We start from the raw sequence: 24,034 nt of genomic DNA, 5'->3' as shown, positions 1-24,034 counted from the left end.
TTATTGGCAGGCTTCACAGTCTGGATCGAGTATGGAACATACTTTAGGCTGTTCATCGCTGATAATTTTAACCGCATTTAATGCGCCATCAGTGATGGTGGATTTTTCAGCATTCGTTGCTCCTAAACTACGTAAATAATAAGTAGTTTTTAATCCACGTATCCAAGCATGCATGTACAGTTGATCCAGTTTTTTACCGGAAGGCTGAGCCATATAGATATTGAGTGATTGAGCTTGGTCGATCCATTTCTGGCGGCGAGAAGCTGCATCCACTAACCACATTGGGTCAATTTCAAATGAAGTTGCATAACGTGTTTTTAATTCAGCAGGAATACGGCTGATTGGTTGCACGCTACCATTGAAGTATTTTAGGTCGTTAACCATTACTTCATCCCAGAGATCAAGTGCCTTTAAGTCGGCAACCAGATATGGGTTAATTACTGTAAACTCTCCTGAGAGATTTGATTTCACATACAAGTTTTGGTACGTAGGCTCAATAGATTGTGCTACACCACAAATATTGGAAATCGTAGCTGTAGGGGCAATTGCCATCACATTAGAGTTGCGCATACCTTGAGTACGTACTTTAATACGTAAAGACTCCCAATCTAAGCGCTGTGAACGGTCTTGCTCTAGGTATTTGCTTCGAGCTTGTTGCAATAAGTTAATGGAATCAATCGGTAGAATTCCCTTGCTCCATAAAGAGCCTTCATAACTTGAATAGCTGCCACGCTCTTTCGCTAAATCACAAGAAGCTTCAATTGCATAATAGCTGATTAATTCCATAGAGGCGTCAGCAAATTCAACGGCTGCTTGAGATGCGTAATCAATTTTCAACTCGTATAAGGCATCTTGGAAGCCCATTAAACCTAAACCAATTGGTCTGTGTTTCAAGTTTGAGTTACGTGCCTGTGGTACAGAGTAGTAGTTAATATCAATTACGTTATCCAACATACGAATCGCTGTGGTAATCGTACGTTTTAACTTATCCTTATCCAGCTGACCATTCTTAATGTGTGCTGGTAAGTTAACACTACCCAGATTACATACTGCAATTTCTTCTTCAGACGTGTTCAGTGTAATTTCAGTACATAAGTTTGAACTGTGAACCACACCAGCATGTTGCTGTGGTGAACGCAAGTTACAGGGATCTTTAAATGTCATCCATGGATGGCCTGTTTCAAACAGCATGGAAAGCATTCTGCGCCATAATTTCACTGCAGGGAGTGTTTTGCTATTTTTGATAACGCCTTGACGTGCCTTAGCTTCATACTCTTTGTATAGAGTTTCAAATTCTTTACCGTAGCAATCGTGCAGCTCTGGCACTTCATCAGGAGAGAATAAAGTCCACTCGCCTTCTTCACGAACACGCATCATGAATAAATCTGGAATCCAAATTGCGGTATTCATATCATGAGTACGGCGGCGATCGTCCCCAGTATTTTTTCTTAGATCGAGGAACTCTTCTACGTCTTTATGCCAGCATTCTAAGTATGCACATACAGCACCTTTACGCTTACCACCCTGGTTTACAGCAACTGCTGTGGCATCGGCAACGTTCAAGAAAGGTACAACACCCTGAGATTTACCATTGGTGCCTTTAATGTGTGAACCCATGGCGCGCACTGGAGTCCAGTCGTTACCCAATCCGCCCGCAAATTTTGAAAGTAGGGCATTGTCTTTAATCGCACTGTAAATACCATCTAAATGATCTGGTACTGTAGTTAAGTAGCAACTTGATAATTGTGGGCGAACAGTACCTGAGTTGAACAGGGTTGGTGTAGAAGACATGTAGTCAAAAGAAGAAATTAGTAAGTAAAATTCAATAGCTTTTTCTTCTTTATTTTTCTCACGCATTGCAAGACCCATAGCGACACGCATGAAAAACGCTTGAGGTAATTCATAACGTACACCGTGATCATGTAGGAAATAACGGTCATATAATGTTTGTAGACTTAAGTAAGTAAATTGCATATCACGTTGTGGTAACAATGCTTTACCTAATTTATCTAAGTCAAAATCTGCCATTTTGGCATCGAGTAAGCCTTGTTGAATCCCATGACCAATGTAGGTTTTGAAGTAGGCTGGATAAAGGGCTGACATTTCATCAAAGGTAGCATCTGCTTTAATGTTCAATTTGCCGAGTGCTTCCATACGTAAGGTGTCTAATAACAAACGAGCACTTACAAAGGTATAGTTGGGTTCTTTTTCAATTAGGGCACGGGCTGACATAATTAATGCTTTATGCACATCTTCAAATTTAGCTTGATTATAAAGATTGCGCATCGCATCTTTAATTACTGGTTCCGCAGTAACATGAGCGAGGTCACGGCATGATTCATTAACAATTGTATTCACACGCTCCATGTCTAATGGTCTTAATTCACCATCAGGCATAGTAATTAATAGTGTTTTGTTGTCGCTAGCTTGTTGGGTTAGTTCTACTTGGCGCGCAAGACGGTGTTCTTCACGATAAAGTACATAAGCACGAGCAACTTTGTAGTGACCACTACGCATTAACGCTAATTCAACTTGATCTTGAATGTCTTCAATATGAATTGCACCACCAGTAGGTAAGCGGCGTTTAAACGCTTGAGTGATTTGACGAGTTAATTCTTCGATCTGTTCATGAATACGATCTGAAGTAGGAGCAGTACCACCTTCATTGGCAATAAATGCCTTGGTAATTGCAACTTTAATTTTAGAGTCATCGTAATTCACGACTTTGCCGTTACGTTTTATGGTTTTAAGCACACCTGGAGCATTAGCTGTCAATTCCAGTTGACTCGTTAGCGGCACATCATTTACCGGATCAAGAATTGCGGACATTTTTTCTCCACCTCGTATGGTTGTTATCAGTTGTCGAGCGAATTTTATTCACTATTAATTAGATTATAGCAGAAAACCCAATATGTAGATGTTTTTCGCGCCTTAGATACAAGATAATGTGTTTTCGTGTAAGGGTCAATAGAATAAATTGGGAGTATATTGTGGATAACTTGTGTGTTTTTATATTTTTTTATTAAAGCTACAATTTATCCCCGATTTACTACTTTTGAGCTCATTCCCTCCCGCGGTTTGTCCATGGGACATCGATGTTGATTTTGGTTGAGCTCAAACCCGGGGCGGCGATTCTATGCTTTTTTTACAATAATTGCATCACTAACATTCGAAAAACTATGAACGTTGAGCTGAAAAGAACCAATATGGGCATAAAGTTGGCTTGAACTTCCACCGTCAAGATTGATGGCATCAACACAAGATAAAGGAGGGGCTTTTAGTAAATGAGCCAATTTGTTGGTAGACATGGTGGCATTAGTTGAAACGAGAATAATAACTTTTCCTTTGGCAGTGATGCCTAAGGCAGAGCGATCAGCTTCTCCTGGTTTTAGTGAAGGGATTTTGCCCTTAATTAGTAACCGAGGTCCGCTTTGCATGGCAAAGCTAATTTCATCATCTTGACGAAAACGATTAAGGCTAGAGATATAGGCTTTATTATTTTTGACGTAGAAAACTCCCCACCAGCTGATGCGTTTTAAAGGATTTTCTTGTCGATAATTATTAATTCTCAATCCTAGAGGATTAAATTGATGATCAAAAAAACCACCATTAATGCTCAGTAAGGCTTGGCTGTGTTCAGCAAATTGATCGGCTGAAGCATTTTTAAGCGATAAGGACTTGGCACTGACAATTGCCAGTTTATTTTTATTAAGATCAATGCGAAAAGCATATATATGAGACCAAGGCGCGAGTAATCCCCCCGCAAGGTCTTGATATTCAATACCAGGGCTTAATTGGTGCCAATTTCCTGCTGAATAAGAGTAAACTGGAGTCAACAGGCTGACCAGAAAAAACAGCAAATAAAACAAAAATGATTTGTTTTCAGCATAATTATTGGTTTGCGAAGACATGTTATTGTATCCTTATTTGCATCATTCAACACCATGGAAATTTTATGCAAATTAGAACGCAACATAACAATACTGAAGTACATAAGTCAACAATAGAATTAACTCAATTGATGAAAGACGTGCTGGAGCTTGCTAAAAAAGAGGGCGCAACGGATGCTGCGGTGGCTGTGAATAACGATCGGGGTTTTTCTGTCGACGTACGCATGGGGGCAGTAGAAACTGTTGCGTTTAGCGAAGATAAGGGTGTGGGTTTAACTGTTTACATTGGCCAGCGTAAAGGTGGGGCTAGCAGCACCGATATTTCACCTGCTGCATTAGAAGCGATGGTGAAGGCAGCTTGTGATATTGCTCGAGTCAGTGCCGAAGATCCTTGTTTTGGATTGGCGGATAAAGAGTTAATGACTACAGAATATCCCGATTTAGATTTATACCATCCTTGGGATATCAACCCCGAGCAAGCTATTGAGTTAGCAATAAAATGTGAGTCGCACGCTTTGTCTTTAGATAAACGGATTACTAATTCTGATGGAGTGAATGTTTCCAGCTATGAATCACATCATGGTTTTGCCAATACTAATGGTGGCTCAGGCTTTATTCACAGCACCCGCCATAGTTTAAGCTGCTCACTGATTGCTGCAGAAGGTGATGAAATGCAAAGGGACTATGACTACACCACAGTGCGTAATGCCAAAGATCTTATCGACCCCCACCATATTGCACGAAATGCGGTAGAGCGTGCTCTGAGTCGTTTAGGAGCAAAGCAGGTTGAAACACAAACAGTGCCTGTTATTTTTTCCTCGCGTGTTTCTAGTGGTTTATTTGGCAGTTTGATTAATGCAATTAGTGGTTCGAATTTATATCGCAAAAATACCTTCCTATTGGATTCAATTGACCAACAAATTTTCCCTGAATTTATAAATGTTTATGAACAACCGCATTTGCCAGGAGCATTAGGTAGTTCACCTTTTGATGGGGAAGGGGTTCCTACTCGTCCCAATCATATTATTGAAAAGGGGCGAGTAAAGCAGTATGTATTGGGAAGTTATTCTGCGCGGCGTTTAGGATTAAAAACCACGGCAAACAGTGATGGCGTTCATAATTTGACCATTGACCCTACTGCGGGTGATCTTACTGATTTATTGAAAAAGATGGGAACAGGCCTATTAGTTACTGAATTGATGGGGCAAGGGGTGAATGGGGTTACTGGTGACTATTCACGTGGCGCGAGTGGTTATTGGGTAGAGAATGGTGAAATTCAATTCCCTGTGGATGAGGTTACCATCGCAGGTAACTTGAAGGAAATGTTCCAATCTATTTTGGCGGTGGGTAATGATATTAATCCGAATATCGCAACACGCTGTGGCTCCATATTAATCGGAAAAATGATGCTTGCTGGGAAATAAGGCACAGGCATTGCGCGAAGAAAAGCAACCCAGGGTTCAGTGAGTCGTACTCTAGGGTTGCTTCGTTACTACGTTTCCTGCAATGATTGGTTATTATTGAGTGTGCCTCTAGGCTTTAGCCTCCTTGTCCTTTTAAGCTGACCTGTCATTGCGAACGAAGTGAAGAAACCCCAGAGTGGAGACCGCTGAACTTTGAGATGCTTCATACTACACTCCCCCTAAGGGCGGGATATAAACTAATATTAATAGTTTCCTTGTTTAATTTAAACCCGCCACTATTATGGGAACAAACCATTAGTAAGTTTAAATACTTGCTTTGTTGGTCCAATACTCTACTATTTTAATATGGGGACATGAATGGAGTCGGTATGCGCAATCTAATTTTCGCAATGTTATTAATGGTAAATGTTGCGTATGCAGATGAGATTGTTGGTTTTACAGCTTTTGAAAATGGAGACTACACCACGGCCTACCCCCATTTGATGCAAGCAGCTCGGGGTGGTAATGTTGAAGCGATGTATTTAGTAGGGCGTATGTTTCAATATGGACAGGGTATCAATAAAAACCCTGCAGAAGCATTAAGCTGGTATCACAAATCAGCAGAGAAAAATTATGCCTTAGCCCAGTTAAGCTTGGGATTTATGTATGATTTGGGTGAAGGAGTGAAGCAAAATTTTGATGAGGCGTTCAAATGGTACATGAAGGCTGCGCAACAAGGTAATGCTGTGGCGCAACGTAACGTAGGATTAATGTATTCTACGGGAGATGGGGTTAAAGAAAATCCTAAAAGTGCATTGCTATGGTTTAAAAAATCTGCACAACAAGGTTATGTCAAAGCTCAGGTAAATCTTGCATACGCCTACGTGATGGGTATTGGTACTGAGAAAAACGTGAATCAGGCTCTTTATTGGTATCATAAAGCGGGTGAACAGGGCGATGCACGAGCGGAGTATAGTCTAGGTTTGCTTTATACAGGGCAGCAACCTGGCGTTGCTGCGGATGACAGCTCCGCCTTTTATTGGTTCTCCCAGGCGGCTAATCAAAATCATCCTAAAGCAGCCGGCTATTTAGCTTATTACTATCTAAATGGACTCGGTGTTGAGGCAGATCCACAGAAGGCTGCTTATTGGTATCAGATTGCAGCTCAGGCAGGAGAGGCGGATGCTCAAGCGCAATTAGGACAATTATTATTGACAGGAACCGGAACTGATAAAGATTACGAACAAGCTGCTTATTGGTTTACTAAGGCTGCAGCCCAAGGTAATCCGATGGGACAGGCTAAATTAGGTTATCTGTACCTGGCAGGTCTTGGGGTAGAAAAAAACTGGGTTACAGCTTATGCATGGTATAAGTTAGCAGCTGATGGCAAATATCCTCCTGCACTTAAAGAGCTGAAAGGACTAAAAGGTAAATTATCCGAGCAGGATTTAAAAGAGGCTGACAAGTTAGTTAAGAAATTAGTCCCTCCGCCTCCTAAGGATGAGGAAGATAAGTAATAGTATTCAGATGGATGTGTAGGCCTGGGCTGTGAAGCCCAGCACCCGGAGTTGCGCAGTTTTTAGACTCACAGCCCAGCTACGGCTTCGGAATATAGGTCACCAATCCATATCGTTGATCATAAGCTTCTTGCGCCTCAGCAGATAAATCTCGCACCTCAGACAGCACCTCTCCGGGTAAATGTTGGAAAAAGCTAAGTCCTTTTCCAGTTGCCCCTTCATGGCGAATTTTCTTAATCAACAGTTCATTATTTAATTTTTGCATTCGCTCATTAATTTCAGAGGATAATCGATGCTCCATGAGTAAGGGTAATGAAAAAATGGGAACAGAGGTTTGAATGACATGCTGTACATCACGTTTGGGGGTTTCTTGTTTTAAAATTACTGAGTCAGCTAGTTCGGTTTCAGTTAAGGCGATGGCATAAGGCCCAACAAAAAATGAATCTCCATGAATCACATTACTGCCAATTTTCAGGGTATAACCAAAGGGTATTTCAAAGGCAGCAAAATCAAAAGTACCATCATGTTGGTCGACACCTAAAATTAATGCACCTTTACAGTCAGGAGATAAGGGCGCGAATACATGAGGGAATGGGTGAGTTTCCACGAATAAACCGCCACCACCTTGTAGCTTCATTACATAGTTTTGAATGTAGTCTGGATCCCAATCATATTGAACCAGGTAAAGATTTTCTAATTCTTCATCTTCTACGGCATCTAAGGTAAAGGATTGACTGAGTGGAATAAGCTCTGCTCCGTATTTTTCTAAGAACGAGGAAGGTACTGCTAACGCATTCATTGTGGGAATATCAATAGTTTTCACGCTAGGGGGGATCAGCAAGACTCCTAAATTGCCAAAAACACTGGCATTTCGTCCACTTTTGGCTGTTTCTTCACTTTTGGTTTTCCATGCGGCTTTTATCGTTAACTCTTTAGGGGGGGTAATTTTGATGTTACCACTTCGATCAGGCAATAGATCCTCAGAAATTCCTGTTGCATCTAGCATATTTATGGTAGTTCCTGCTTTAAGAATGGCATGGGCTTGGGTTGCTTTCATTAAAGGCTTACTGCCTTCTACATCAGGATCTCTTCTATCAACCATAGTCGCTTTTAAACCTTTAGTATGCTCCTGTGCGATTGCGTCAGGTATTTTACTTTTCATACATAAAGTACAACGACAAATGTCACTGTGTAGTTTAGGCTGGCTTGCTCTTCCATTTCCAGTTGACTCATATAAAGCTTTCATGATAAGTCTCACTTTATAGATTAATAAGAGTGGTCATAAAATGATCATTATATATGAATTATAGACTTCGGATGTGGGCTTTTGGGGTTTGTCATTCCCGCCAGAACAGGAATGACACTATTTTTGAGGGGAAAGAGATATGATTTTATTGATTCTTTTTAATTCGATTAATTAAACCGCGCAATACCACACCAGGGCCAATTTCTTCGAAATTATGTTCTCCAAGGGCTAGCAAGTATTCTACTCCCTGAGTCCAACGGACAGGATGATTTATTTGTTCGGTTAAATTATAATGAACATTATTTTCCTTGTACGGTATGGCATTAATATTCGCAATTACGGGTGTTTTAGGGGCTGAAAAAATAAAAGGTTGTAGAAATTCAGCAAACTGATTTGAGACGTCATCCATTTCTGGAGAGTGAAAGGCACCACTTACTTTAAGTGGAATATAGAAGGCCCCCCTATTTTTAAAAACCTCTCCAGCTTGATCAATAAGATGTTTAGGGCCTGAAAGGACGATTTGAGTATGGGAATTGTAATTAGCGATGGACAGTGCATTGAAGTTGCTTTCTTGCAAAATTTGCTCAATTTCATCCTCATTTTTTCCAATAACAGCAGCCATAGAACCATTATTTGCCGCACTCATTAGCTCCCCGCGCTTTTTAACAATTTGTAATCCGGTTGCAAAATCAAATACCCCTGAAGCGAATAGCGCATTATATTCACCTAAACTATGCCCCATAAGAAAATCCGGTTGTTTATCAGTTTCTTGTAGTTTCTTTAAAAAGGATAGGGCGTTTATGGTAAACAGTGCAGGCTGGGTATATTGAGTATTAGTTAACATTTTTTGCGGATCTTCCAAGCACAATTGGGTGATGGAATAGCCAAGAATTTCATCTGCCTCATTAATAAGATGTGTAAAATCATTGAATAAGTTTTTTCCCATACCTAGAGATTGGGAGCCCTGTCCTGGGAATATATATGTCGTCATGAGTTCTCCAGAGTAAATGATGTGCTTCATCAAGATTATTTATCAAATTGTAGTATAAATATTTTGCATTAAGGCTTATTAATTTTCTTTAAGTGGTTTTTGCAATAATGAGCTCTTGGAGTATCAATTTATTAACTTCTAGGGGAGTGAGAGAAGAGATTTGTCATAGTTTTACGTTGATATTTTAGGGCGCCCCGGTACATCGAACGGTTTTTTAGTCAATTTGGTGGACTCATTTCGGTATTTTCCGATTCAGGTTTATGAATATTGGAATTATTACTCGTATTTCTTGTTGTTGAATTGAAAAAAGAAAAGGTAGCTAAATCGGAGGAAGACAATGAATTTAATTGTTCGCTGCTTAGCATTTGCGTTAGGGTGATTCCATAGTCTGGGCTATCAGGATTGTTAGGGGACACATTAAAATCAATAGCTGTCTGTGGTTGTTGGGCTTTGAGATCTTGCAGTAAATTGATTTGATTGTGTTTAACGAGCCACCAGGCCAAGGTGACCCCATCGTCTTCGAGCTTGGAATTGGTGGGCGCCATATTTAAATTGATTACTTGTGGTTGTTGGGCAATGAGTGCTCTCAATAAATCAATTTGATTGTGTTTGGCAAGCCACCACGCCAGGGTAATCCCATGACATTGATGATTGGAGTGAGTTGGTCCGGCATTTAAATTAAGGACTGTGTCGGGATGACGATCTATCAGTGTTTGCAGTAAACCAATTTCATTGTTTCCAGCAAGCATCCAAGCCAGGGAAATGCCATGATCCTGAATATCAGGATCTGGAGGGAACGCATTTAAATCGATGATTGCGTGTGGTTGTTGGCCAATAAGGTGTTCCAGTAAGTCAATATCGGTTACAGCTAGCCACCAAGCCACATGGATACCATGGTACTGACCATTATGTTGAATTGGTGCTACGCATAAATCAACGAGTGTTTGTGGCTGTAAGATTATCAGATGTTTCAGGAAGTCAATTTGTTTGTTTGCAACAAGCCACCAAACTAGGTTAATCCCATAGCAGGGGTGATTTGGATTCGTTGGTGCTGCATTTAAGTCAATGAGTGCTTGTGGATTCAGAGCTATAAGTTCTTTCAGTAAATCGATTTGGTTGTATTTCGCGAGCAACCAAGCTGGAGTGATTCCATGGTCAGGATGATTGGGAGAGGTAGGTGTTGTATTTAAGTCAATGAGTGTTTGTGGATGTAGAGCTCTAAGCTTTTCTAGTAAATCTATTTGATTGTATTTAGCTAGTAACCAATAAAACGGAACACTGAAATCAGTTTCCTTTCGAGGCATCCAAGAAGAGTTTAGAGTAAATTCCTGGCACCAACGACTTGAAAATATTTTCTTTGTAAGAGTGTTTTTTTTAGATGTTTTACGTACAAGCTGGAGCAATTCATCGATTAGAGCGTAATCATTTAAGTGAGGGCATTTCTCCATCCAGTCAATAAATTCTATGGCATAATTAGATAACCAAGGAAGCTGTTTAGGTGATAGTTCAAGACTGTTTAGCGTATGGAGGTAATCAGCTAAATGCTGTTGTTCTACTTTTCTCAGTACTAGGTGGTTAAATTGGTATGCTATTTTTCTCTTAGGATTAATAGCGGTTAAAAGCCAAGAGTCGTGGTATTGCTCTGTGATAAAGTTTTGCCAATCCTTGCTGGAGTTAAATAGGCAAGTTAATTCCCCAACAGAAAATGTTTCCAATAATGAAGGACAAACTTGAGCGGTTTCAAGTAAAGTAAGGGATTGCAAAGTCATGAGGTCCTTTCAGTTTAAAATTTATATTTCCATCAAAATCTAATGTCTAAAAAATTTTGATGGGTCAACATAAGAAATTTTATTTCCATGCTGATTTCGCTTTGTTCTGACTAAGTATTTGTCTTAGGGGGCAGGAGTGTATCGCGCCGCCTTTTATTTTGTCAATTTATCCAATAAAAAAAACAACTTACGTAAATTTAAGCGGAACGACAAAAAAACAGGCATGACTTCGGAAGAGCATTCAATTTAAGTTGTATTGATTCTCTTCAAGAAGACATTAGTATTGCCTCGATTAGGAGATTAGCTCATTTCATTACACTAGAACTAGGCGGCCAACGGCCGAAGCTAAGGTGTGAGCTGCAGGGTTGCTCTGACACGAGCAAAGCGTGTAGGGGTGTAGGGCTGCACCAATGACTTAACGCTTGCATAAAGATTTACTCTCATCAGTTCGGGCTGTTTGTGTAAATCGTAGCCTATGCGTTTTGGCGGTAGCCTTCCTTGGCGCGCCGCGTTGGTGGAATCTATGCCATTACCTCATGGGTAATAGGAGCGAGCTGCTATGATTAGTTAATTAGACCAAAACTATCGCTGGTGTTTCATCATCATCCACCCACTTGTCTGCGTAATTCTGTAAATTACTTGCCGTTGAGGTTTTGGATTTAATACAAAAGAAGGAATAACGTGTTTGAGTCGTATTGAGGTTAAATCCTTCTTTATCCTGTCGGTGCGTTTCTGCAACCTCCATAAAACTCTTTTCACAGGTCTTGCCATCGGTAGAAAAAATGTATTTGCGATTGAGTGCTTTTTCGAAAGTAAGCGTTCCTTCCGACTGTTTAACATCCAGTTGAATTTTTTGCCATAAGGACTCTAGCACCGTACCTTTTAGATTGGCACTCACCGAATCACTTCCCAACAAACGGGAGATACTATTTTCCACTTTGATTTTTAATAAGTCATCTCCAATCGCATGGCTATCCGTATTAGAACAGCTAGCAATGCTACGAGTAACCCAAGGTACAATCAGGGCAAAAAAATGTTTTGGCCATTCCACCGTTAATTTCAAACCAAAATGAATCACTGCTTCTATAGAATGTATGACGAAATAGAAATTCGCTAACAACCAATGGCTTAATGCAGTTGAAGCCAAGGTATTAATTTCAGTAAGTGACCATGATGTACCGAAGACAGCGCTCGAAGCCGCGATCAAAGCAGCCAAAACATAACAACCCAGATACACTAATTCAAGAGTAAGGATCCCAGTTATAAAAAAAGTCGGGGCAGAAAGCGCTATAATAAATAACGCAAGATTGACAAGCGGGTTGAACTTATTATCCAACCAATTATTAATAATCACTGATCCTCCGTAAAGCTGGAGCATCCAAAGCAAGAACAGTCCTCCTGTATAGGCAGCAATACTATTGACTATAAATAGTAGGTAAGGAGTCAAATAGAAATCAATCAAAGGAGGTAACAAAGTAACCGCGTAGTTTAGGCCCAACCTTCCCAGAACAAGTAGTGATTCACCGATAGATTTCAAAAATGAAAAAGCAATCCGGCCGGTTAATTTTAATTGATCCAACACATCTTCTGATCCTGAAAACGGCTTATAATACACAGGAATTTGTTTTTGAAATGCAAAAAATGCAGTCAGCCATTGATTGGAGCGAGCAACACATCGCTGTGCCAGCTCTTTATGGTATCTTTGGTTGAAAGAAAAGTTCAGGTCTAAATGCTGACTGTTTGGTGGTATTGTGCGTTTGAAATTCAGGTAATTAGGCTCCCATCCTCTATCTCTTAGTTCCAGAGCTTCAATAAATTGATTTAATCCCTCTTCAGTCAATTCAGGTAGATTTTGTAACCCTCTTTGTTGACGTGCTTTGATTATCCATAACAGTTCACTTGGAGATAGAGATTGGGCAAGCTGAGTGAGTGTTGATAGGGACACAAATTCTGTTTCAAGCAAGCTTAAAACACTTTCGGATTTATCTATTCTCTCAACGAGACTACTATTCGCCCAATTGTTGTGAAATTCTACTCCCAAATTGATTAATTTATCTGTATTACTATTTAACTGTAATTGTCTATTTTCTGGAAAATACTTACTAACTTGTGGATTTTGTTCTAATGCATAATCCATTACCTGTTTATTATTTTGAAGTGCTGGACTTAAATATTTATAAAGAAAACCATTTTTTGCTACTAGTTTTAATGCTATTTCTATGTTGCTTAAAAAGAAAGAAGAAGAATATCCCTTTAAGAAATCATAGTTCGGTTTAATCATCATCAGCAATAATTCAATCTGAGAGTCAGTGTCATCCGCATTGCCATTTTGAATCTTTTCTTGAGTAACAAAGTCTATTTTGCCGATGAGAGAATCCAAAAAAGCACTATGATTTCTTAATGTTCCGGGTAAATAACGCCATAATTTAGGGTTAGCTAATACCGCGCTCGCGATCAAACAGGGATATTTTTCAACTAACTTCCTGTTGTCCGTTAAAATCTGTCGTATCTGTTGGGGATTATCTTGGGCGTTTTGCAGCGTTTCGTTTAAAGTGCAAAGCATTTCTACACTAATGCCTGTAGGGAGACGTAAATTATAGTGCTGGGCATTTTCTTCAGTTAGCTTGTTAAAATTAACCAGGAAGTTTTCCTGCTCTAATTTTTTTTCAACAAGTATTTTTAACTGAGCTAAAACATCACTCTTCTTAAATATGGAAAGTGCTTCCTCGTATTCAACAATAGATTGCCGATCATTTGTGGCAAAATAAAGGCTAAAAAATTCGCCAAGTTTTGGATAAATACTATTCGTCTCTGTCTCCGTTAATACCAGTGCGTTGTTATCCCAGTCGGAAAGATCGAGTTCTGCTAAAGGGTCTATTCGCAGGTTTAATAAGGCCGATTCAGCTAGATTGTTTATTAGATTGGCCTCATACTGCGTAAAATATTCTTCGTATACAGATTCAAAGTATGCAGTCATCGATTGAGTTTGAGTAAGATAGCTATATGCATCCTCGATTTCCTTTTCATTATCCACGCCCAGTGACTTATTTTTGGCCAGAGAAAACATATGCATGACCGTATGTATCGACAGAGCTTCATTGACATGGTTTATGGCATTGTATTCATCTGCGATGCGCTGAATAATGTTACAGCGTTGCTCATGAAGCTCGACTAAAATCCAATTGGTATCTGACCGATATTTTCTCAAATGCGTATTAAATTCTGTGGCAATACCAGGTTCGCATACACCTGGGCACATGGCTCTTTTTAATTCCTCAAGAAATTTAGCTTGGGTTGATTGTGAAATACAAAAATCTGCATTATCGCCGTTGTATAAAAAATAAAAATTTTCAAAAAGCACCAAGGTATCTTGAAGCGATAAATTAAATCGGTTGCCATCTACACTCTGTTTGCGTCTTTCTTTAAAGGATTCAAACAGTTCGTGGTATTCTTCTGGAACCTGTCTTTTAAACGATCCCATTAATAGGTCCCATTTGGTCTCAACTGGCATCGTTTCATCAAAATATCTTTCGCCGAATTGTGATTGAAGATAAATCTTCATGGCTTCATTATGTTTCGTAAAATCAGGCTTTTGATAGAGCATCGCCAGGGGTAAATAAAAAACCGGGTTATTCATAATAAGAACTCTAAGGGAATTTAGTAGGCATATTGTACTACAGAAAGGCTTTAAAGTCAGGGCTTCATCACTTAAGGTGGGAGGGTAAACTTAACTGTAGCTTGATATTTATCAGGATTAAAGAAATGCTGGAAAGAAAGCCGAAAGATCTCGTTAACCTTTATCACCCTGTCTCTATATTGGTCAATAATGTTTTCTCCTTGTTGAGTGAAATGGAGCAATAATCTTAAAAAACATTAAAACTTTCACGAAGAATGCTTACTGTAATTTTTCCTTTTTTATCACGATTTCTTTTAAGCAAGGTATACACAGTAAAATTAAAATTATCTATAGACGCATGGGCCACGCTAAGGAAATAAGCGCTTTCTAAAGTAATTTGGTCATTGGAGACATTCAATTTTTTTAATAAATTACTCGCTTTTTCTATGCTCTTAAAACCATTTTTTCCACGAAGCTCAATAAGTTCATCGACCTTTTGTTCATTCATTGTATTGTTTAACGACATCAGTACTTGTTTGGAGGCTGTATTGATGTTGATGGCGGTTAAGTCAGGCAGAGCTGTCATATAAGGTTGTAAAGCTGCAAAAATTTTCGGGCTCACGTCTTTAACTAAACGAAGCTCAGAGCTGCTGATCATGAATTGGCGGCTGGGGTGGTAGGGGGGCTTTTGATGTAGGTAATAAGAAAGAAAATTGTCTTCGCCTACCCCAAGCTCATAAGGGGATACCCAGTTATTAATTGCTAATGCCAAATTCATTTTTTCAGCAGCAGTCATTTGAGCCCCTGTCGCACTAACAAAATTAATAAAACCTAATATGTATTTTTTATTGGTCAGATTATTGAGGTTAAAGCGACCTTGCAAATCATAAATCCCCCCACTTAAGGTGACGGAAGGGTAGATTGAGCCCATGTTTCTGGGGTAGAAACTGACCATCCCTTCAGCGTCCACGGCGGAAAATTTTTTCTTTACATCTCCCAGTTCACTCATTGCCCAGAAAGTAACCGCTTGAGAGGCTAAATAGAGCTTGTCATGGTTGATAATCAGGCGAGTGCGGTAGATATCAACTTGGAGTCGAGAACTCATGGCAGTTGCAACAATAGCGACCAGGGTCATAATAAATAAGGCGGTAAGCAACGCGCCACCCCGTGATTTTGAGGGAGCCGTTGGAGCAGAAAATACCGGTGGTGAATTAACTATTGGCATAAAGTGCCCCAGGGATCGTAAATAATAAATTAAGTTCTCCTAGCTTTTTCACAGTAAGATTGATTTGGACTGCCTTAGGTAATGACTCTTTATTTTGATCTTGATTTACTGCATCAGCCCTCCATTCAGGAAATACTTGTAAGCTTTGGTTTAAAAAACCAAAATGGCAGTCGCTTAAATTCGAAACAAGCACTTTGTCCGCATGAGTATTTCGATCAAATGGATCTAAAGTGTCCCAGGTTCGGCGCAGCAATGAATTATTTTGGCAGACCAATGCAACTCGTTTGAGGGAGCTGCGTTTTTCTACACTTCCCGGATTTACATCACCATCTCGGGTAAATTCTACATAATCCGGGCGACCGATAAAAATCGGAAATAAACGCATATCATTACCACGAATCGCACGTTCGGCTGTTTGGCTGATATCTTGTTGAACGATGCTAATTGTAAGTTGTAGAGCACTTAGACGTTCACTTTGTTCATTAACACGAGTACGTGTATTAAAAGCGTAATATAGAGTAGATGAGGTAATAGAGGCCAAAATCGCAAATACCGCTAAGGCAATTAAAACTTCAATGAGCGTAAATCCCGATTTTTTCTTCATGGTACATACCTAAATGCGTGTAATTCTTCTCGGAAAGGCCCTGCTTTTTCCGTACTAACGGATATAGTGATGAGTTGTATCGATTTGATGGGGGTGGTGCTGGTTTTTGCGCGCCAAAACCAATGCTCACCTAGCATCGTTGTATCCTGAGTGCTTTCTTGGCTTTGATTAATTTGCAATAAGCCTAATTGCACCATAGCAACACCTTGCATCGCTACCCAATGACTTATGGTTTTTTCTTTTATACGTTGCGTATGTTCTACATTTTGCGCAATTGCTTTAAGCAATGCCGTTAGGGCTACGGCAATGATCGTAAGAGCTAATAAAACCTCAATGAGGGTAAAACCAGAGGTTTTGCGATGCATCATCATTTTGTATTTGCTGCCCTAATTGTTAAATCACCGTTACGACGACCTGTAAGTACTACCTGCTGACCTTCTTTCGTACTACCAAAACCTAAAGTAAAAGGCGTCATATCGCCCGAGGCAGTGATGATAATAGAGGGAGTGCCAATAGGAGAGCGACTAGGCGTATTCAATGTAATTAGGGTATTGTGTGGAAAATAAGTTATTTTAAAAATTCCTTTATTAGACATAGGACTCCATTGAGAACCTTGCAATTGCAGAATTTGATAACTCTTACTATCAATGCGCAAGCCTAATGTGCTTGTTTCTAAAATAGCTTGTTGTTGAGCAAGGCGCATACTATTTACTAATTGTTCCGCAGCAAATTGGATGCGCTTGCCCTCACCGAAATCACCAAAAGCGATTAAGGCAAAACCAACGGTAATGCCTATAATCACAATTACGACCATAATTTCAATTAGGGTGAACCCCCGGTTATTTCTCATCCCAGTTACCAATTTCTGCATTAATGCCTGTACCACCCGGTTGACCTTCAGCCCCATAGGTAAAGACGTCTACATCACCATGTTGGCCTGGATTTAAATAGAGGTAATCTCTATTCCAAGGATCTTTGGGTAATGATTTTAAATATTGTTTCCAATTATGAGGAATCGGGTTGGACGCTGGTTTTTCTACCAATGCCATCAAACCTTGATCCGTAGAGGGGTAATTACCATTATCGAGCTTGTATAAATCAAGGGCATTTTGAATAGCCAGTACGTCTTGTTTTGCTTTTACGCGCCGCGCTTCATCGGGACGACCCATAATTTTGGGAACAACAATGGAGGCAAGAATACCTAAAATGACCACAACCACCATAATTTCAATTAAGGAAAAACCTTTTTGTCTGTTCATGTTACTCCTGCTATTTAAATAAAACGCTATTTAGTGGAAATCCACTCTTATGTTATCAATTGTTCCATTGAGAAAATAGGTAATAATGTTGCTAAAACGATAAATAGAACAACTGCCCCCATTAGTAAAATAACTAAAGGTTCCAATAAGGTTAAAGACGTGTCAATAAGACGTTTTACTTCATTATCTAAGTGGCTCGCTGAACGTTCCATCATGGGTGAAAGCTGCCCACTTTTTTCACCACTGGAAATCAAATGAATGGCCATAGGACTAATATAGCCTGTTTCTTTCAGGGCTTCACTTATTCCAGAGCCTTCTCGTACCTTGATTGTTGCTGTATCGAAGGCTTGCCTCATTACTAAGTTCGTTACCAGACTTGCAGAAACCCGCATAGTTTCCAAAACGCTGACCCCGGCGGCAAATAAAATACCGAAGGTATGAATGTAGCGCGCGACATTAATGGTTTTTACTAAATAGGAAACCACGGGTAATTTAAGCAGAAAACGATGCCAAACTGTTTTAACTTTTATATTGCTGAGGCTTTTCTTAAACGCATAAATAAGCAAAACAATGACAACTAAAGCATATAAGCCATAGGATTTTACGAAATTACTAATACTAATTAATACTTCGGTCATTGCGGGTAGGGTTTGCCCACTACTGGTAAATACCTCAATAATTTTAGGGACTACAAAGCTGAGCAAAAAAGAAATAATGCCTATAGAAACAATGATCATAATGGCAGGATAGATCAGTGCTTGTTGCACTTTTTGTCGAGTTTGCTGCTGATTTTCAGTGTAATCGGCAAGCTTTTCCAGGACCACATCAAGGTGTCCAGTTTGCTCTCCTGAACCTACAGTAGAACGGTATAATTCAGGAAATGCTTGGGAGTATTGGGACATTGCCTGGGCTAAACCATAACCTTCAAGTACTTTGGCCCGTACGCCGATAATTAGCTCTCGTACTTTATCTTTTTCTGTTTGTTCGCTGACTCCCCGCAACGATTCTTCAACAGGAATTCCCGCAGCTAATAAAGTAGCTAATTGACGAGTAAAAAGAGAGAGGTCTGCGGCAGAGATTTTGCCTTTGCTGCCACTACTCCCGGATCGTTGTTGGGTTAACACCTGGACTTGGGTAGGAATCAATCCTTGATCGCGTAATAATTGGCGGGCATGGCGCTCTGAGTCAGCTTCTAGCACTCCTTTACTTGTGCTGCCATTTTTTTTTAATGCTTGATATTGATACGCACCCATTCTTTTTTATGCTTTAAAATTAAAATAAAACTAGAGTCTAATCTATTGGGTTTAATAAGTCACTTAAGGTACACTACATTCAGACTATCCTGGAGAATGATAAATGAGCAAAAAATTATTACTTGAGGCAATTACGGAACATGATGCCAAGTTTATAGATTTACGATTCACTGACATACGTGGAAAAGAGCAACATATTACTGTTCCTATTTCCTGTGTTGATGATGATTTAATTGATAACGGTAAAATGATTGATGGTTCTTCGTTCAAAGGTTGGCAAAAAATTCACCAATCAGATTTAGCGTTAATTCCCGATTTGGAAACAATTAAATTTGATCCGTTCTTCCAGGATAACACCTTATTTATTCGTTGTGATGTGGTCGATCCCAAAACCATGATGGGCTATGAGCGTTGTCCCAGATCACTGGCAAAACGTGCAGAAGCTTATTTGCAATCTACAGGTATTGCGGATACAGCATTCTTTGGGCCAGAACCTGAATTTTTTATATTCGATAGCGTGCAATGGCAAACAAATATTTCTGGTTCTTTTTATAAAATTGATTCAGAAGAGGCTGAGTGGAGTTCATCTAAAGAAATGGAAGGTGGAAATATTGGTCACCGCCCATCAATAAAAGGTGGTTATTTCCCTGTACCGCCAGTAGATTCATCCCATGATATTCGTTCTGCCATGTGTTTGACTCTTGAGTCACTTGGTGAAGTAGTTGAAGCGCATCATCATGAAGTAGCAACCGCAAACCAATGCGAATTGGCAACACGTTTTAGCTCATTAACGGATAAGGCAGATCGGTTACAAATTTTAAAATATGTGATTCATAATGTGGCTCACAACTATGGAAAAACCGCAACCTTTATGCCTAAACCATTGGTAGGTGATAATGGAAGCGGTATGCACTGTCACCAATCTTTAGCTAAAGACGGACATAATTTATTTTCTGGCGATCAATATGCGGGGCTTTCTGAAACAGCATTGTATTATATCGGCGGTATCATTAAGCATGCTCGTGCATTAAACGCATTTACAAATCCATCAACAAATAGCTACAAACGTCTTGTTCCAGGTTTTGAAGCGCCTGTATTGTTGGCTTATTCTGCGAGAAACCGTTCTGCAGCGATTCGTATTCCGCATGTAAGTAGTCCAAAGGCACGCCGCATTGAAGTGCGTTTCCCAGATCCTACTGCGAATCCATACCTTGCCTTTGCTGCGATGTTGATGGCAGGTTTAGATGGTATTCAAAATAAAATCCATCCAGGTCAACCAATGGATAAAGATCTTTATGATCTACCACCCGAAGAGTTAGTAGATGTACCTACAGTGAGTGCTTCTTTGGAACAAGCTTTAGATAGCTTGGCTGCAGATCATGAATTCTTATTACAGGGCGATGTCTTTTCGCGTGATTTTATTAATAATTACATTAATATGAAAAGAGAAGAGGTTGCTAAAATTAGAAGCCTAACTCATCCTTATGAGTTTGAGTTGTATTATAGTTTGTAACAGCGTAGGCTGGGCTGTAAAGCCCAGCAAACATTATTCTCAATGCCGGGCTTTACAGCCCAGCCAATGTCAAGATGGAACAGATATTTAATCATGTAGCATCAAATCGTACTCACTACATCCAGGTATTAAAAAATGCTAATTTTATTATCGCCAGCAAAAAAACTAATCAAAACCTCAAAACCTTATTCTGGTACAACCTCAAAACCCTTATTCCCTGAACAAACTAGGACCTTAGTAGAATTAATGAAATCCAAGTCAGTTGAAGATATTGCTGCATTAATGGATCTATCTAAAGATTTAGCAACTTTGAATTTTGAACGGTACCAGGAATTTGTTTTTGATGGGCATTCCCCCCATGCTTATCCAGCGTTATTTTTATTTCAAGGTGATGTTTATCAAGGGTTACAAGCGGATACTTGGAAATCAGATACTGTAACTTACGCTCAATCACATTTGCGTATTTTATCGGGGCTTTATGGTTTATTAAATCCTTTAGATGCCATCCAACCTTATCGACTAGAAATGGGCGTTCGTCTAGCTAATCCTGCAGGTAAATCATTGTATGATTTTTGGCAGAGTATTATTGCTGATACACTGAATCAACAGTTAGCAACGCAGAAAAACCCAGTCATAGTAAATCTTGCTTCTACTGAATATTTTAAGGCCGTAAATGAGAAAAAATTAAACTACCCTATATTCACCATAAATTTTTATGAGCATAAGAATAATCAGCTCAAAATGATTGGGATTCACGCTAAAAAAGCACGAGGGGTTATGGCTAAATTTTTAATGGAAAATAAAATTGACAATCTTGAAGGAATCAAAGAGTTTAATGAATTAGGCTACCAATTTAATCAAGCCAGCTCTTCGGAAACGCATTTTGATTTTGTTCGCCGTTAAGTCATGTGGAATTTATCTAGTAGAACTCATCGTTTAAATCAATTTCCTATGAATGATGTTACTTGCTATGTCAAAAGGGATGATGAATTAGGTTGTGGCATTAGTGGTTCTAAATTACGTAAATATGCTTCGCTAATGCCTTATCTTGTCGAACAAGGAATTAAGCATTTATTGATTATTGCAGGTCCTCAGTCTAATAATTTGCTCGCTGCATTACAATTAGCGCGAGAGTTTAATTTAAAAGTTACCGCATTTCTTATTAAACCGTGGAAATTAGAACGAAAAGGCAACTTTAAGTTGAGTTCTCTTTTTTTAGAAGAGCATGAAATTATTTGGGTAACTCGCGAAGAATGGGCGCAGGTAAATGAACAGGCTCAAAATTATTTAGAAACATTGAATGAGCCTGGATTTGTTTTGCTGGAGGGGGGGAGTGTTCCGCAAGCTATGCCAGGTGCGATGAGCCTTGCCAAAGATGTTTGCGACAATGAGGTATTTTTAAATTGTCGTTTTCAGCATATCTTTATTGATGCAGGAACGGGTTTTTCTGCTGCAGCACTAATAAAAGGCTTAAATGCTTTAGAGCATAAGGCCAAAGTTCATGTGCTTTTACTTGCCGATGACGAGAAAATCTTTAAATCTAAATTAAATTTATGGCTTAATTTTGAGCCTATAAACTACGATTGTTTTTATCCATCTACGGCAAAAGCATTCGGTTCAGTAAATCAGACTGTTAAAAATGAAGTAAAGCGTTTAGCGCGAGAAGAGGGGATTTTGGCTGATCCCATTTATGCGGCAAAACTATTTTATGAAACAAGGCGATTTATAGAAAGTAAATCACTTAAAGGAAATGTGCTGATTATCCACTCTGGAGGAACGTTGACTATGCCAAATTTTGATTATTACCCTTGAAATTCTGTAATAAACCCCTATATGACCTAAATAACAAGTACATATAGGAGATTTTAGATGGTCGGTAACCAACAAACGATGGGCTTTCAAACAGAAGTGAAACAAATGTTGCATTTAGTAGTGCATTCACTTTATAGCAACAAAGAAATCTTTTTACGAGAGCTAATTTCTAATGCTTCGGATGCCTTAGATAAGTTAAGATTTTTAGCATTGTCTGACAGTGCTTTATTTGAAAATGATTCTGATTTAAAGATCAGCATTCATGTTAATGAAAAATTAAAAACCATAACCATTACCGATAATGGTATCGGTTTAAGTTGGGATGAGGCTGTTGCTAATTTAGGTACTATTGCTAAATCAGGTACTAAAGAATTTATGAGCCAATTAACCGGTGAAAATGCTAAAGATTCACAGTTAATTGGGCAATTTGGAGTAGGATTTTACTCCGCATTTATTGTTGCCGATAAGGTTACTGTTAAAAGCCGACGTGCTGGCCTTAAACCAGAAGAGGGTATTGTTTGGGAATCTAACGGTGAAGGTGAGTTTTCTATTGCTTCTGAAATAAAAGCGACTCGTGGAACTGAAATTACTCTCCACATTAAAGCTGAAGACGATGAGTTTCTCAGTGACTGGCGCATCCGTAACATCATTAGCAAATACTCTGATCATATTTGCTGGCCAATTGTTATGGAAAAGCGTGGTGAAGAGAATAAAGACAAGCATGAAATGGAAACAGTGAATAAGGCTACTGCCTTATGGACCATGCAAAAATCTGAAATTAGTGAAGAAGATTATAAGTTACTCTACAAGCATATTTCTCATGATTTTCAGGATCCATTAACTTGGTCTCATAACCATGTAGAGGGTAAGAACGACTATATTTCATTATTATACATTCCTGCCCATGCACCTTATGACTTATGGCAACATGAGAACAAACACGGCCTGAAGCTCTATGTAAAACGCGTCTTCATTATGGATGATGCTACGCAATTTTTACCAAGATACTTGCGTTTTATCAAAGGGATTGTTGATGCCAGTGATTTACCACTAAATGTATCGCGCGAAATTTTACAAGACAACAAGCAAGTTGAAAGTATTCGTTCTGCATGTACTAAGCGTGTTTTATCAATGCTTGAAAAGATGAGTACACAAGATAAAGAAACATATCAGAAGTTCTGGAATGAATTTGGTTTGGTACTAAAAGAAGGCCCAGTTGAGGATTTTGCAAACCGTGATGCAATTGCTAAATTATTACGCTTTGCTTCAACTAAATCAGCTTCCGAGAAACAAGAGGTAACTCTTGAAGAATACGTTAGCCGTATGAAAGAAGGGCAAGATAAGATTTACTATATTACTGCCTCAAGTTACAACGCAGCTAAGCATAGCCCACATTTGGAAATCTTTAATAAGAAAGGGATTGAGGTATTGTTGCTTAGCGACCGCATTGATGAGTGGTTAGTTGGCTACCTGAGCGAGTTTGATGGTAAAAAACTGCAATCTATTTCTAAAGGTAAGGTAGAACTTGGTGATGAATCTGAAGAGCAAATCAAAGAGCAAGAAAAAACCTTAGAACCTATGTTGAATCATATTAAGAAGGTTTTGGATGCTAAGGTTAAAGATGTATTGGTAACCAATCGTCTCACTGATTCTCCTGCGTGTATTGTGGCTGATGAGCAAGATATGAACCTGGAAATGCAACGTATTCTTCAGGCTGCAGGACAACAGGTTCCTGAAAGCAAGCCTGTTTTTGAAATTAACCCTGAACATGCTTTAATCAAACGTCTGCATGATATTCAAGATGATAATCTTTTTGAGTTATGGGTAACTATGTTATTTGAACAAGCCGTTTTAGCTGAGGGTGGACAATTAGATAATCCAGCCGATTTTATTAGCAGGGTTAATAAATTGTTGGTTTTATCTTAAATTGTAGGTT

18 protein-coding genes are annotated in these 24,034 nt (G+C 39.2%); 6 read left to right on the top strand and 12 right to left on the bottom strand.

Features of this window, described 5'->3' with window-relative positions; translation table 11 throughout:
- Together E1P08_RS02635 and E1P08_RS02630 are read right to left on the bottom strand one after the other, a co-directional pair.
- Entirely contained in the window at positions 1–2,829 is a 2,829-nt protein-coding gene (locus tag E1P08_RS02635; protein ID WP_133135460.1) for a ribonucleoside-diphosphate reductase subunit alpha, read from the bottom strand.
- A 305-nt stretch (positions 2,830–3,134) separates the two neighbouring features.
- Positions 3,135–3,911: a phosphodiester glycosidase family protein gene (locus E1P08_RS02630; protein ID WP_133135459.1), complete on the bottom strand. Its 777-nt coding sequence runs from the start codon at positions 3,909–3,911 to the stop codon at positions 3,135–3,137.
- 44 nt (positions 3,912–3,955) lie between these two features.
- Here E1P08_RS02630 and pmbA point away from each other — a divergent pair, with 44 nt between their 5' ends.
- Positions 3,956–5,314: a metalloprotease PmbA gene (gene pmbA, locus E1P08_RS02625; RefSeq protein ID WP_133135458.1), complete on the top strand. Its 1,359-nt coding sequence runs from the start codon at positions 3,956–3,958 to the stop codon at positions 5,312–5,314.
- Between the two features lie 368 nt (positions 5,315–5,682).
- On the top strand, positions 5,683–6,810 hold the full coding sequence (locus E1P08_RS02620) for an SEL1-like repeat protein (RefSeq protein ID WP_133135457.1): 1,128 nt from the start codon (positions 5,683–5,685) through the stop codon (positions 6,808–6,810).
- Between the two features lie 79 nt (positions 6,811–6,889).
- Here E1P08_RS02620 and E1P08_RS02615 read toward each other — a convergent pair whose 3' ends face one another.
- The 10 genes from E1P08_RS02615 to lspF all read right to left on the bottom strand — a co-directional run bounded on the left by E1P08_RS02615 (position 6,890) and on the right by lspF (position 18,773).
- Positions 6,890–8,056 (bottom strand): hypothetical protein, encoded by a 1,167-nt coding sequence (locus tag E1P08_RS02615; RefSeq protein WP_133135456.1) that lies wholly within the window; start codon positions 8,054–8,056, stop codon positions 6,890–6,892.
- Between the two features lie 145 nt (positions 8,057–8,201).
- Entirely contained in the window at positions 8,202–9,047 is an 846-nt protein-coding gene (gene fabD, locus E1P08_RS02610; protein WP_133135455.1) for an ACP S-malonyltransferase, read from the bottom strand.
- A 218-nt stretch (positions 9,048–9,265) separates the two neighbouring features.
- Complete coding sequence (locus tag E1P08_RS02605; RefSeq protein WP_133135454.1) at positions 9,266–10,816, bottom strand: hypothetical protein; 1,551 nt, start codon at positions 10,814–10,816, stop codon at positions 9,266–9,268.
- A 571-nt stretch (positions 10,817–11,387) separates the two neighbouring features.
- A complete protein-coding gene (locus E1P08_RS02600) occupies positions 11,388–14,453 on the bottom strand; it encodes a DUF4116 domain-containing protein (RefSeq protein ID WP_133135453.1) in 3,066 nt (1,021 codons plus the stop codon).
- Positions 14,454–14,679: 226 nt separating this feature from the next.
- Positions 14,680–15,657 carry a type II secretion system minor pseudopilin GspK gene (gene gspK, locus E1P08_RS02595; RefSeq protein ID WP_133135452.1) on the bottom strand — a complete coding sequence of 326 codons (978 nt, stop codon included), beginning with the start codon at positions 15,655–15,657 and terminating at the stop codon, positions 14,680–14,682.
- Entirely contained in the window at positions 15,644–16,261 is a 618-nt protein-coding gene (lspJ, locus tag E1P08_RS02590; protein ID WP_133135451.1) for a GspJ family T2SS minor pseudopilin variant LspJ, read from the bottom strand. Before lspJ ends, gspK begins: the two co-directional genes overlap by 14 nt.
- Positions 16,258–16,632 carry a GspI family T2SS minor pseudopilin variant LspI gene (gene lspI, locus E1P08_RS02585; RefSeq protein WP_133135450.1) on the bottom strand — a complete coding sequence of 125 codons (375 nt, stop codon included), beginning with the start codon at positions 16,630–16,632 and terminating at the stop codon, positions 16,258–16,260. Before lspI ends, lspJ begins: the two co-directional genes overlap by 4 nt.
- Positions 16,629–17,111, bottom strand: coding sequence for a type II secretion system minor pseudopilin GspH (gene gspH / locus E1P08_RS02580; RefSeq protein ID WP_133135449.1), 483 nt, complete (start codon positions 17,109–17,111; stop codon positions 16,629–16,631). The genes lspI and gspH overlap by 4 nt, the downstream gene beginning before the upstream one ends.
- Positions 17,101–17,520: a GspG family T2SS major pseudopilin variant LspG gene (gene lspG, locus E1P08_RS02575; protein ID WP_133135448.1), complete on the bottom strand. Its 420-nt coding sequence runs from the start codon at positions 17,518–17,520 to the stop codon at positions 17,101–17,103. The genes gspH and lspG overlap by 11 nt, the downstream gene beginning before the upstream one ends.
- 47 nt (positions 17,521–17,567) lie before the next feature.
- On the bottom strand, positions 17,568–18,773 hold the full coding sequence (lspF, locus tag E1P08_RS02570) for a GspF family T2SS innner membrane protein variant LspF (protein ID WP_133135447.1): 1,206 nt from the start codon (positions 18,771–18,773) through the stop codon (positions 17,568–17,570).
- Between the two features lie 103 nt (positions 18,774–18,876).
- Here lspF and glnA point away from each other — a divergent pair, with 103 nt between their 5' ends.
- The 4 genes from glnA (at position 18,877) to htpG (ending at position 24,024) form a co-directional block, all read left to right on the top strand.
- The gene (gene glnA / locus E1P08_RS02565; RefSeq protein ID WP_133135446.1) at positions 18,877–20,286 is read left to right on the top strand and encodes a type I glutamate--ammonia ligase; all 1,410 of its coding nucleotides are present in this window, start codon (positions 18,877–18,879) and stop codon (positions 20,284–20,286) included.
- A gap of 135 nt (positions 20,287–20,421) precedes the next feature.
- On the top strand, positions 20,422–21,189 hold the full coding sequence (gene yaaA / locus E1P08_RS02560; protein ID WP_133135445.1) for a peroxide stress protein YaaA: 768 nt from the start codon (positions 20,422–20,424) through the stop codon (positions 21,187–21,189).
- A 3-nt stretch (positions 21,190–21,192) separates the two neighbouring features.
- The gene (locus E1P08_RS02555; protein WP_133135444.1) at positions 21,193–22,098 is read left to right on the top strand and encodes a pyridoxal-phosphate dependent enzyme; all 906 of its coding nucleotides are present in this window, start codon (positions 21,193–21,195) and stop codon (positions 22,096–22,098) included.
- Positions 22,099–22,155: 57 nt separating this feature from the next.
- Positions 22,156–24,024, top strand: a complete 1,869-nt coding sequence (gene htpG, locus E1P08_RS02550; protein ID WP_133135443.1) for a molecular chaperone HtpG — start codon at positions 22,156–22,158, stop codon at positions 24,022–24,024.
- Positions 24,025–24,034: the final 10 nt, after the last annotated feature.

The organism is Legionella rowbothamii (assembly GCF_900639985.1).
In the GTDB taxonomy this organism is placed as follows: domain Bacteria; phylum Pseudomonadota; class Gammaproteobacteria; order Legionellales; family Legionellaceae; genus Legionella; species Legionella rowbothamii.
This window is presented reverse-complemented; position numbering and strand designations above follow the sequence as displayed.